The following is a 13,018-nucleotide window of genomic DNA, read 5'->3' as shown; positions in this document are numbered from 1 at the left end:
TATATGAACATATTGAGGCTTACCGGGACATCAATATGTCACTTGCGTTGATAGATCAATAAAAATATGCAATCTGTCACACAGTAAGATATTATATGACGATGCACTTAATTTTGTCAAGAAGTATTTATGGCTTTGGAATGCCGTCAACAAACCTGTATTCCATGAGGAAAAGACCCTGCGGCGGCGCGGTAGGTCCCGCTGCTGCCCTGTCTTTTTTCTCTAACATAAGGGTCACGTCCGAAGGACTGCCCTTCCCTCTTCCTATCTGCAAAAGAGTTCCCGCAATGATCCGGACCATGTTGTACAAAAACCCGTTTCCGGTGACGCTGATTATGACCTCGTCCCCTTCTCTTCTGACCGAGACATCCTTAATGATACGAACATGGGACAACGCCTGGGATTGCACATTGCAAAAGCTGGTGAAATCATGCTCACCTACAAGGTACTGCCCGGCCTTTTGCATAACCTCCGTATCCAGCGGCATACTGAAATGATAGGTGTAAAGCCGCCTTACGGGATTTGGCATTTTGGTATTCAAAACCCTGTATTCATAGGTCTTCTCAGTATTGCAGTGCCTGGGATGAAAATCCGGCGCCACGTCCATGGAGGAGGTAACTCTGATGTCCTCCGGAAGTATATTATTCAGGGCAAAAGAAAATCTGTCTCCCGGAACTGTGGAGACAGTATCAAATACAGCGATGTTGCCGTAGGCGTGAACCCCGGCATCGGTGCGGCTTGCGCCTATAACGCTCACCTCTTCGCCGGTAAGGCTTAAGATAGCCCTGTTCAGCATTTCTTCAATTGTATTGTGAGTGCCGGTCTGAAAAGCCCATCCGCTGTAGGCCGTGCCATCATAGGCTACCACCAGCATAACTCTTCGTTTTTCTGCCATCAGCTCTTTTCCCGTATCAAACAAACAAAATTCTGCCAAACACTACGATAAGGACAAGATAGGCCAGGATTGCAATATAAGCGATGTAGTCATGGCTCTGATAGATAAGGGGCTTCATCTTGGTTCTGCCCTCACCGCCGCGATAACACCTTGATTCCATGGCCATAGCAAGGTCGTTGGCCCTTCTGAATGCGGAAATAAACAGCGGTACAAGCAGGGGCACCAGGCTTCTGGCTCTTGTCATCAGAGATCCGCTCTCAAAGTCGGCACCTCTTGCCATCTGCGCCTTCATGATCTTGTCCGTCTCCTCCATGAGGATGGGGATAAAGCGAAGAGCTATGGACATCATCATCGATATCTCGTGAACCGGAACATGTACCTTCTTAAGTGGTTTAAGAAGGCTCTCCAGACCGTCCGTCAGGTTATTGGGTGTGGTGGTCAGCGTCATCAGGGATGAACCCGTAATGAGGAATACCAGCCTTATTCCCATCATAAACGCGAGTCTTATTCCCTCTTTGGTGATCTTGAACTTCCAGACCGTAACCAGCGGATCTCCCGGAGTCAGGAACAGGTTAAATACCATGGTCAGGATCAGCAGGAAAAAGATTGCCTTCATGCCCCTGAAGATAAACCTGGGCGGTACGTTGGACAGTTTCACACAGAGAGCAAGGAAAAGAAATGCGATAACATATCCTATGAAGTTTTTGACAAGGAACAGGGATACTATGAAGGCGAAGGTAGCCACCAGCTTGACTCTCGGGTCAAGTTTGTGGATCACCGACTCGGTCCTGTAGTACTGTCCTAAAGTGATATCTCTTAACATTTATTTAAACACTCTTAAAATCTCGTTTTTGGCTTCTTCAAGGGTCGTGGCATTTTCATCCACGTCAAATCCGGCTTCCTTAAGTTCCTTCATGACATAGGTAACCTGGGGAGCGGCAAGGCCTATCTCTTCAAGCTCCCTGTAATGGGCAAATACCTGCCTGGGCTCACCGTCAAACTGCACTCTGCCGCTGTTCATAACGATGATACGCTGTACATAATCCGCAACATCTTCCATGCTGTGGCTAACAAGGATAATGGTGATCCCGGTCTCCTTGTGAAGTCTGGAGATCAGTCCCAGTATGTCCTCTCTGCCCTTGGGATCAAGGCCCGCTGTGGGCTCATCAAGGATCAACACCTGCGGCCTCATTGCCAGAACTCCGGCGATGGCCACCCTTCTCTTTTGTCCACCTGACAGATCAAAGGGGGACTGGTAAAAATACTCATCATCAAAGCCAACCTGCTTGAGGGCTTCGTAGGCTCTAAGCTCCGCTTCCTTCTTGGGAAGTCCCTGGTTCTTGGGGCCAAAGCACACATCCTTGAAGCAGTCGGTCTCAAAGAGCTGATGCTCGGGATACTGGAAAACCAGGCCCACCTTGGCTCTTAAGGCCTTCTTGTCATATCCCTTCTCGTTGATGTCCTCGCCGTCAAACAGCACCTGCCCGCTGGTGGGTTTAACCAGACCGTTCATATGCTGGATCAGGGTGGATTTACCGGATCCGGTGTGACCGATAAGTCCGATAAACTGCCCGTCAGGAATGTTGAGGCTGACATCGATCAGCGCAGGATGCGCCATTGCGGTATCTTCATCATATATGTAGTTAACATGATTTAATAGTATTGCCACTTTTTCTTCAACGCTCCTTGAGAGCCTTCAGCTCTTTTACCAGCTCTGCTCTGGTGAGCACCGGCTCATGAATGGGAAGTCCGCTCTTTGCGAGCTCGTGGGCCAGAAGTGTAACCTGAGGAACACCGAGCCTGAGCTCCTTGAGTTTGTCCACCCGGGAAAAGACCTCTCGCGGAGTGCCTTCCATAACTATCCTGCCCTTGTCCATGACAAAGACCTTGTCCGCATCCACCACCTCTTCCATATAGTGGGTGATAAGAATGATGGTGATACCCTCAACCTGATTCAGCGCCCTGGCTGCCCGGATAACCTCCCGGCGGCCGTTGGGGTCAAGCATGGCTGTGGGCTCGTCCATAATAATACATTTTGGATGCATAGCAATAACTCCGGCAATAGAAACACGCTGTTTCTGACCGCCGGAGAGGTGGTTCGGAGATGATTTCCTGAATTTATCCATTCGTACAGCCTTAAGGCTCTCGTCCACTCTCTCCCAGATCTCTTCGGTGGGAACTCCCATGTTCTCAGGGCCGAATCCCACATCCTCTTCTACCACCTGACCGATGATCTGGTTGTCAGGGTTCTGGAAGATCATTCCCGCTTCCTGCCTGATTTCCCAGAGATGCTCTCCATCGTCGGTGTTCATTCCATCCACATATACTTCACCCTCTGTGGGATAAAGCAATGCGTTGAAATGCTTGGCAAGAGTAGATTTACCGGAACCGTTGTGGCCCAGAATAGCGATAAACTGCCCGGGCTCCACGGAAAGATCCACCTCATCCACTGCTCGGGTGATTCCCTCCACGTTTCCTTCTTCATCTCTTCTAATATATTCAAATACCAGTTTGTCCGTACGTATCATTTTTTTCATGGCTTTGCTTAGTTTACTAGAAAAGCGGCATAAATACAAGACAAACTCAAATTTCCTTCAGCTCTTTCAGGCGGCGTTTGTTCTCATACATGGCAACATCCGCCTTCTCAAATACATCCGACACACGCTTTTCGTTTCTGTATCTGCACATTCCGGCCGCAATGACAACGCCTCCGGAATTTATATTACTCATATTACTCTCTTCCAGAAGTCTCATCAGTATGTCTATGTTCTTGTAATCACCGCCCTGGGCAATGATGACGAATTCGTCACCGCCCACTCTGAATACAGGGCAGTGCCTGAATATCCTGCACATGATGTCGCAGCCGGTCTTGATAAGCTCATCTCCGGCCTGGTGGCCAAGTGTATCATTGGTCAGCTTAAGTTCATTGATATCCAGAACCACAACAGCAAATTCAGGTGCATTATTCTCCTCGATCATGCGGTCGATCTGAGCTTCCACATCGATATAGGCATGCTTGTTCTTAACTCCAGTAAGAGCATCTCTGTTGGCCTCGTTACGGGCTGCGGTAAGCTTGGAAACATATTCCTGCTCACGTCTTATACGATCATTGATGTTATTGACACCGACAATAAGATGCTTGCCATCCTTCTCTTCAACCATTACAGCCTTGAAGAGCACATAAACAGGCCCCAGCTGGAAAACCGCCCGGAAATTAATAGCGAAGCTCCCCGCAACTCTTACCTGCTCAAGAACCTTTTCTCTGGTGATGGAGTTTAATACCAGATCCATATCCTCAACATATATAATTCCGGAAAGAGCCTTTGTAAGGTCGGCAAAAAAGTCATCACCGGACGCATGCATTCCGTAGTCCTCAATATTACCTTTGGATGTATAATTAGCGTACTGTCCGGTTTCCGGATTCACGGAAAAGATAAACAGGAAGTCTCCGGAAAGAGCTGCAATTCTGGAGAAGGTCAGCCTCTCCTCTTTGATCCTGTCAAATATCTCCTGCTGTTTCTTCTGAGCGTCAATATTACTGATACCTATGATGATCTTGTTGCCCATGTCCTTAATTGGAACAGCTTTGAGATGGACATATACAGGACCTTGGCCGCTTATAATACGATAGGTAAGGGTATAGGCATTATTCTCTTTAAATGCCTCTTTCATTCTCTCTTTGGAGAAACCATCAATAAATGTTTCCAGGTCCTCAGTGTATATCCTGCCCTCGGCGTATCTGCGGCACTTTTTAAAGAAGTCGTTGCCGTGCCTTTCAATGGCCAGCTCATCATTGCCGTTACCTGCGCCATACTCGATAAACTCCTCTGTATCCATGTCTACGTAAAAGAGATTGATGTAGTCCGAAGAAAGGGCCTGGGCAACGTAAGTGTAGGTAAGAGCATTCTTATCCTGTCTCGTGATCCCAAGAATAATGACCGCCAGGGCTGTAACTTTCGTAACCGGATTAACAGCAACTCGTCTGATGAACACATGCATCATGCTTCCGTCAGGAATTCTTTCATCCAACAGCACACGTTTTCCATCGGCGGCACACTGTCTAATGCATTTCTGGAAGACACTGCCCCTGCCGTTTTTGAGTTCCTCCATATTCTTATGTACAGGCACATTGGCATCTGCATGGAAATTTCTGGCAAAAAAGTCTTTGTAGGGCTTATTTGCCCTGGCTATCCACATGTCTTTTTCATCAATTTCAAAGATTGCCATGGGCATGGTGTTGAAGTAGTCTTTCATATACTCTTCATCATCTTCCGCCGCTACAGACATGTCATAGAGGCTCACGTTTCCGATAGCCATATAGTATTCAGACTCTTCCGGGTCCTCAAAACCAATTGCAATGCCTTCTCTGTTTCTATCAATGATGGTCTCAAAGGGAACAGGCTTAAGGTAATAATATCCCTGCAGCTTGTTAGCGCCTATCTCCTTAAGGAATTCCACCTGCTGCGCGGTCTCAACGCCTTCAACCACTGTCTCTATTCCCAGTGCTATGGCCATTTTCACAAGCTCAGTGAGAATGATCCTGTTGGCGGGATTATGATCAAATTCCCTCATAAACTGCATATCAAACTTGAGGGTATCGAAATGTATATGCTGGAGCACTTCAGGAGATGAATAGCCGCTTCCATAGTCATCCATCCACACCTTAAATCCCAGTTCCCGGAACCGCTCTATCTGCTGCCTCATAAATTCCACGTCGCTGCTGACAACGCTCTCGGTGATCTCAATGGTGATCCTTGAGTGATCTATTTCCGCTTTATCCACTATTTTCCTGATTTCTTCCACAACGTCGCAGGAATAGAAATCCGTTTTTGACAGATTGATGGACTCAGGAACTATATGAAGACCCTCATCGGCGATTTTCTTCATTTTTTCAACAACCTGCTGTGCCACATACAGGTCCAGTCTGTAAATAAGCCTTGAGTCCTCAAGAATAGGAACAAAAATCTCAGGCATGATCATGCCTCTCTCAGGGTCCTCCCATCTGGCAAGAGCCTCCTCATCACTGACCTTGCCGTTGGATGCCCTTACTATGGGCTGATGATATACCTTGATCCATCCCTCGGAAAGAGCTCTGTCAAAGTTACTTAGTATGTACTGCTTGAGTTCCGCCATCTCCAGCATTTTTTCGTCAAAGTAATTGATGCTGGAAACGAAGGTATTCTTGGTGGTGTCACAGGCCATCTTTGCCCTGTCACAGGCTGTGCTTGCATCTGCTGTCTGATTGTTCGACCCGTAAACGCCAATCCTTATGGGCAGACCATTCCCGTCATTTATTGCCGCAACATCTTTTAGCAGAGCATTAAGCCTGTTTTCAATATCTTCGTCTATTGCAAAGGCAGCAAAATGATCACCGCTCATCCTGCCGCAGTTATCCGATGAAAAATGATTTTTCAGAATATCGGCAATGCTGCGCAAAAGCTCATCTCCGGCAGAAAAGCCGTACTTCTCGTTGTACATCTTCATGCCGCTTAGGTCAAAGTACAGCATGACAGCCTTCTTGCCTTCCTTATCAATCCTGGCCTTCCAGGCATAGGCCAGTTCAAAGAAATGTCCCATATTGGGAAGACCTGTAAGATAATCGAAGCTCGCGCTGTAGGACCTGGTACTCTCCAGTATGGCAAGGCTTAAGGATCGATCGATACTGTCCAGAGCATCCAGAGAATCATCTTCCTTATAGGGGCCCTCATCCACATACCAGCAGGCTGTCAGCATCTCGCCGGTATCTTTTTTCAGATGCTCACCCCAGGATCTTATTACCCTGTACTCCCCATTTATCCTGGACCTGTAGATAACCTTGAACTTATCCGTCTTCCAGCTTCCAAAGCGATAAGCCGCATCAGCGATCCTGGCTATATCATCCGGATGAGCCGTCTTGTACATGTCATTATTAAGCACATCATAGGCCATCTGCCTGTCCGTAATCTTGAAAAGGTCCATGAATCCCTGAGTAATAGCGATGGCTATGATTCTCTCATCAATGAACTGATAGATAACAAAGGGTATAAAGCTGCTCTCTATAAGCTTCTGCTCTTCTTCGCTGTATTTAAATCTCTCCATTTGCACTCCCTGAACATCATGAAAAATGCATAGTAACTTTATTTTAAAGTAAACATAGTTATAGACAATAATATTTTAACGTTAAAACGCACATTTATCAAACCTGCCATATTTGTGATAGAATGGTAAAAGATGTTTGTTTTTCGCATAAATACCAAGTTTTTCGGGAGTTCTTTCGAATGAATAAAAAGAATATAAAAGATTTCATACTTCTTGCTGCAGTTATAATACTGGCAGCCATAGGAGCAAGGTTCCTGGCAAAGGGCGAGACCCTTACCGACTACGCCATAAAGACCGGGCGTGAGATAAATCCTTCTTCAGATTCGGGAAAAGAGATTGCTGCTGTTGCAGGGGATTCCGGCGAAACCGCAGCTGAAGACGCTGCCGGCGAAGCCGCAACTGCAGCCACAACTATTGAAGCCGCAACTGCACAAGTTACAACTTCTGAAGTCACAGCTGCTGAAGTCTCAACTGAAGATGCAACTGTTGAAGCCGCTGCGGATACATCTTTAGAAGCATCCTCTGATGAGGGAAAAGACACCGAGGTCGCCGCTGCCTCTTTAGACAGGGTGACATATATGGACGATTTCTACTATGAGCCCATCTCGGATGAAGTATTCCACAGAATATCCGGCATTTCCTATCCTGTAAACTGCAAGGTTTCTTTGGATGAACTTCGCTATCTTAAAGTTTTATATGTGGATTTTGAGGGAGAGACAAAAGAAGGCGAGCTTATCTGCAACGAGAAGATTGCTCAGGACCTTCTTGAGATATTCTATGGTCTTTATCAAAGCGATTATCAGATTGAGAGCATAAAGCTCGTGGATGAATTCGGAGGGGACGATACGGCCTCAATGCTGGCCAATAACACCTCCTGCTTTAATTACAGGGTCGTAGAGGGCACCACCAGGCTTTCGAATCATGCCTACGGCCTGGCGATAGATTTAAACCCCTTCTACAACCCATACATTACCTACAACAAAGATATGACCGTCAACGTATCGCCAAAGGGCAGCGAAGCCTACGCCGACAGGGATGCTGATTTTCCCTACAAAATAGATGAAAACGATCTTGCCTATAAGCTATTTAAAGAGCATGGCTTTAAATGGGGCGGAAATTGGAATAACTCCAAGGATTACCAGCACTTTGAAAAGAAATGACGCTTATCACCGCAGTGTCACGATATATATGCATTGGCGAATGCTACCTTAAGCTCGTCTTTACTGAGCTTTTTGAGGATTTTCTCAAACATTTCCTTGATCAATCGTACCGCTTCTGCATAGTCATTTGTCTTTGCGGCTTTTATATAGCACTCTCTGATATCATTCTGCACAACCGGTTTCCTGTTGCACTCCACCACAAATTCAGCGATATCGTACAACGTATCAATGCGCTTTCGGAATCTTCCTGAATATCCCTCTATGCCGGCAGGCCCTGAGTAGGTATCAAGGAATGCTTGAAAGATCCCATTAAACGCATCAGCCATATTAGTCTTAAACCACTTACGAATATTACTGGCCGGGACTTTATCCGGCACTTCCGAGACATCTATTGTATCCTTGTTTTTTGCCATTTCCTGCCGCTTCTTCGCTATCTCAATTCGCCTTTGTTCTTCTTTCTCTTTCTCCTTAGCTCTTTCTTCCTCCAGCTGCTCATCTCTTTTCTGTGCCCTGCGTTTCATTTCAACAGCATCTATAGGCAGCGGAATATTCATTTTTTCCATTGCATCCTGAATCGTGCCGGCAGATTTAAACACACTTGGTCTGTAATACAAAAGATCCACTCCGTTAAGACCTGTTTCGATTCCCCTTACAAGGGCTCTTCCCGAAAGATCCTTTACCTGATTCCATATTCTTATCAGATCTTCCCTTTGTCGTTTTACTACCGACCACACAATATCCCGGGCTATACCAGACCTCTGTAACGATGTGCGATCCGGATAGTTTTTAATAACGTACTCGGAATTTGCAAGGGCACTAACCAATCCAGCGTCATCGTATTTTTCCATAGACGGAAGCTGGTTAAGGATACCGTTCAGGAATGCCGCAATACGGTAATTATCTCCGAGAACAAATCTGGCAATTCTGTCCTCATTTGTGGGATCCACGAGATTATCAAGAACTTCCTCAATAGATTTTTTGCCGAAGGCCCTGATTTTTGCGTTATGCCTCTTTTCCAGTGCATTTTGAACTTCAGCATCGGTGCGCCCGTTCAGTGGAATCCTTTCATCGATCATAATACTCTGTGCAACTAAAGAGTCAATAAAACTATTCAGCCTGTCGTTGATCACCTCATATCTGACCAGGCGATATTTCCTGATAAGCTTTACAATCTCCAGGTCCATGAAGTTCTTTCTATACTGGTTCTTATAGGTGCCCTGCTTCATTACGATCAGATTTTGTATGTGTTTTTCATCGGAAATCTGACTTTCTGCGTAGCTCTCATTTTTCTCAGCCTCTTCACTGGCTATCCGCTCTCTTTCTTTTACGTAAGCAGCCATCCTGAAGGGATTATCAACTCGTTGCTGCCTGTGCCTGTGTGACATAAGAATAGCCGAAGTATCCTCTTTTTTAAACTTGACCCCCGCGGTTTCCGCAATTTCCGCCGCAAAGCTGGTGCAGTTGTACCCAAGATAGGAATAGGTTCTCATTGAACCTGCAATTCCTCTGATCCTGGCAGCTGCCCTTAAGTAATTGGGATATGTAATCTTTTCTTTGGTGGCTACTCTCTCCGTTTTCCTGCGAATAGGATTATCTACCATTCCGGTTACAACCCCATCCATTCCGGTGATGACTCCTTGGAGGGTAGCAAATCTAAAGCTGTAAGCCGATATCTCTTTTCCTGACTTATTTGCTATCAGCTTCACATAAGAGTGTCCGTTTTGAAGCACCTTGAGTTTTGAATAGAGACTGCTTACATAAGCATTGAGTTCGTTATCAAGGTCGGGTTTATAATTCATTCCGGCTTGCCTCGCATATTCCCTTCCCGTATTTTCGAGTCTCTTATACTCGGGAAGAGTTTTGGCAAAGGTTCTGAACATTGTAGTTTCCTCAGGAGCTTTAATTCTGAGTATCGATCTGAAGAAGCCTTTGAATCTTGCCCCAATGCTCTTGGTCTGATCGGCTTTATACATCTCCCATTCAAGAGCATGATCTTCCGGCGGATCATCTACTCCTATCTCAACCTGAAACTCATCGGGTATTTCCTCCATCACTTCATCGTCCGGTACAAACCTTCTTCCGGGATCGTATTTGACTGCATAAGTGTCTATTGGAGAATGTGCCACACCATCTTCGTCTTTTTCTTCATTCTGAGCAAAAGCAAGCCTTGCATCCAGAGTATTTCGCGAAGCTTCAAAATCATTGCTCCTGGTATTGTCAATTTCTTCTCCGACCCTCTCGGCAAATGCCATTCCGATGCCTTCTGCCTGAAGCCTGTCCTCTTCCAGCTTATCCGCATCCTCTGTTCCAAAATACTTTATTGAAGCAGGTTCAATAACCATAAGAGAAAACGGGTCAAAGTAAGCACTTTTTCCGGAAAGATCGTCCCGTCCGTCCATTTGCTTTATGACATCATCATTCTCGGCAGCTCTTACAGCTCCGAACCTTCCTATTCTGTCATTCTTTCTGGTCAGAAACCTGAAAAGGTTGAATTTCTTTGCCTCTTCCTTATTTTTTTTGCCATAGTGCTGCATATCGCCGCTTTCACGTCTTTGCTTAAGCAGCTGCCTTGTGTCTTTAAGATATTTTTCGTTATCTTTGGCTGTTTGTTTCATTTTCAAGCTTTGGAATGTAGGCATAAAAATCCTCCGTAAGATTTGAGTTTCAAGTCAGATAACGGGTAAACTCCGTTCCCTGAAGCATTTTTCCGCTCTTCTCCTGCTGATACCTGATTGCCCTTGAAAGGTGTTTATTTCCAAGGTTTTTCCCTTCAGCTGCAGCTATGAAGGCTGCACTGTAAATAACCTCTTTGATCTCACTTCCAGACAGTTCAAAGGAATCCGCAAAATACTTAAGATCCAGATCTTTATCCCTTGGAGTTTTGTCAGGAAGGATCTTGCTAAAGAGTTGAAGTCTTCTATCTGCATCAGGCTTATCCATCTTAACCGCATAGGTTATCCTTCTTACAAAAGCCTGGTCAAAGTCTTTGAATCTGTTGGTTGCCAGGAATGTGATTCCGTCATGCTGCTCTATCTTCTGCAGAAGATATGCAACTTCAGTGTTGGCATGCTTGTCATTTGAGGATGTGACCTCTGTTCTTCTGGAAAAAAGTGCATCTGCCTCGTCAAAGAACAGGATCACGTTTCCATCGGAAGCCGCATCAAAAATCTTCCCAATGTTTTTTTCGGTCTCTCCCACGTATTTATCAACCATCTGGGATAAATCCACCCTGTAGAGGGCCATTCCGATCTCTTTTGCCATAACCTGAGCCGCCATGGTCTTTCCTGTTCCGGGCGGTCCGTAGAGGATGAGGCTGACGCCTTTTCCGTAGGGTATCTTCTCCTCAAAGCCCCACTCCTCATCAACCTTATTGCGGTTCTTGACTCTGCTGACAAGCAGTTCCATTACCTCTTTCTGAGACTGTTCAACAATAAGGTCGTCCCAGCCAAACTTAAGGGGAATCCTGTCACTGAGCTCATCAAGAGCCGAGGTTGTCTTTTCAAGGACGGCTGTAGTAATATCTGCGCTGTCCATAGCTCTTTTCCCCAGGGAAAGAGCTTTCGCCGCCGCAAGTTCCACACACTCTTTAATGGCACCGGGCATCAGCCTGTACTTGGCCGCAAGCTCTCCTGCACTGACCTCCTTAGAAACACTGTGAAGGTCAAGGCACTTCTGCCAGATATCCTCCTGCTCGGAGGCTGAGGGAAGTTTAAGAGAAACCTTGTATAATGCTGCTTCGCCTATAAGATCCTGAAGTTCTGCCTTTTCATCCGTAAGAATGAAGACTCTTTTCAGCTGCTCAAGGCTTCTTTGTATGATTATCTTCAGGGATGATGCGTTATAATCCCCGTATGCTGTAATTATCATATCCTCGGCAAGGAGCCTGGCCCTTACAAGAGCTTCATTTACAGTTTCGTTAATATTGTCAGTTTCAAGCTGACCAAGCAAAGGAAAGTCAAGCAGAAGGCACGACCTGTCACTTCCAAGGGCTGCAAGAGCAAACTCTTTCCTTCCGCTGCCGTCTTTTCCCGATATCTGTATCACAGTGCCGGAATCCTGCGCCTTTTGATCATCATCATCAAGGTTATTAAGGTAGGCCTTCAAAAAGGCAACATCTTTTTTATGATGGACCAGCTTCTCATCGCCAAGTCCGGCTTCCTCCAGGCATATCTGTCTAAGCCCTAAAGGAAGCTCATAATCTCCCATCAAAAGGCTTACCAGCTGCCTGTTCAGTTCAAAGCTGTCAAAAAGACTTCCCTCGCTCTTTGAAGATCTTGTTATCCCGAACAGAGGACAGCCCTCAATTGCATTTCTAACCTGAAGAGCATCAATGAGCTGCTCATCGCTGCAGGTGGCCGAATATATTTCTTTTGCCAGAGCGAAAGTGGGAATGCCCTGTCCGTCAGCCACACTTATCTCTGCGTGGCCTTTTTTATAGTTCCCGTCCATTTCCTGGGAAAGGGCCATCAGAAGGCAAAAGAAGCTGAAATCATACAAGCCGTACTCTGCAGCAACATTCACTATGCTAAGGCCGTAGGATGCCGATACTTCCACGCCCTGAGAAAGAGCTACTCTGTTTCCAAGTATCCGGGCAGCTGTCCTTATCTCCTCCTTAAGCTCATCCTCGTTTTCGCCTTCCTGTTTTTCCATGGCTGCTTCAAGAAACATGTCATACCATCTAAGATAAGCACAGGTTGAGTCAAGCCCTGACAAAAACACCTCATTTTCTTCCGCTGCATCGAAAAAATCGCGATAATCCACTCTTATTGCCTCCCCAAAAGACATTCATTCCAAATATGATTAAACTATCCTATTGTTTATTATACCATTTATTTATGCATGAAAAAAAAGAGATGTAACACGGTGTATATACCGATTACATCTC

At 45.8% G+C, this 13,018-nt stretch carries 8 protein-coding genes; 1 reads left to right on the top strand and 7 read right to left on the bottom strand.

Annotated elements, in window-relative coordinates:
- Positions 1-127: 127 nt before the first annotated feature.
- Genes truA through T456_RS0105265 form a run of 5 tightly spaced genes read right to left on the bottom strand, consistent with a single transcriptional unit; the run spans position 128 to position 6,973 of the window.
- The gene (truA, locus tag T456_RS0105285) at positions 128-895 is read right to left on the bottom strand and encodes a tRNA pseudouridine(38-40) synthase TruA (protein ID WP_024865244.1); all 768 of its coding nucleotides are present in this window, start codon (positions 893-895) and stop codon (positions 128-130) included.
- Positions 896-911: 16 nt separating this feature from the next.
- On the bottom strand, positions 912-1,718 hold the full coding sequence (locus tag T456_RS0105280) for an energy-coupling factor transporter transmembrane component T family protein (protein WP_024865243.1): 807 nt from the start codon (positions 1,716-1,718) through the stop codon (positions 912-914).
- The gene (locus T456_RS0105275) at positions 1,719-2,564 is read right to left on the bottom strand and encodes an energy-coupling factor transporter ATPase (RefSeq protein WP_024865242.1); all 846 of its coding nucleotides are present in this window, start codon (positions 2,562-2,564) and stop codon (positions 1,719-1,721) included.
- Positions 2,565-2,571: 7 nt separating this feature from the next.
- Positions 2,572-3,423: an energy-coupling factor transporter ATPase gene (locus T456_RS0105270; protein WP_024865241.1), complete on the bottom strand. Its 852-nt coding sequence runs from the start codon at positions 3,421-3,423 to the stop codon at positions 2,572-2,574.
- Positions 3,424-3,478: 55 nt separating this feature from the next.
- Positions 3,479-6,973, bottom strand: a complete 3,495-nt coding sequence (locus T456_RS0105265; RefSeq protein ID WP_024865240.1) for an EAL domain-containing protein — start codon at positions 6,971-6,973, stop codon at positions 3,479-3,481.
- Positions 6,974-7,152: 179 nt separating this feature from the next.
- Here T456_RS0105265 and T456_RS21880 point away from each other — a divergent pair, with 179 nt between their 5' ends.
- Positions 7,153-8,133 (top strand): M15 family metallopeptidase, encoded by a 981-nt coding sequence (locus T456_RS21880; protein ID WP_024865239.1) that lies wholly within the window; start codon positions 7,153-7,155, stop codon positions 8,131-8,133.
- 17 nt (positions 8,134-8,150) lie between these two features.
- Here T456_RS21880 and T456_RS0105255 read toward each other — a convergent pair whose 3' ends face one another.
- Both T456_RS0105255 and T456_RS23005 read right to left on the bottom strand, forming a co-directional pair.
- The gene (locus tag T456_RS0105255) at positions 8,151-10,772 is read right to left on the bottom strand and encodes a hypothetical protein (RefSeq protein WP_155838024.1); all 2,622 of its coding nucleotides are present in this window, start codon (positions 10,770-10,772) and stop codon (positions 8,151-8,153) included.
- Between the two features lie 25 nt (positions 10,773-10,797).
- On the bottom strand, positions 10,798-12,894 hold the full coding sequence (locus T456_RS23005; protein WP_024865237.1) for an ATP-binding protein: 2,097 nt from the start codon (positions 12,892-12,894) through the stop codon (positions 10,798-10,800).
- Positions 12,895-13,018: the final 124 nt, after the last annotated feature.

Origin of the sequence: Butyrivibrio sp. FCS014 (genome assembly GCF_000526935.1) — a bacterium.
In the GTDB taxonomy this organism is placed as follows: Bacteria; Bacillota; Clostridia; order Lachnospirales; family Lachnospiraceae; genus Butyrivibrio.
The sequence above is the reverse complement of the archived record's forward strand: the minus strand, read 5'-3'. Positions and strand labels throughout refer to the sequence as shown.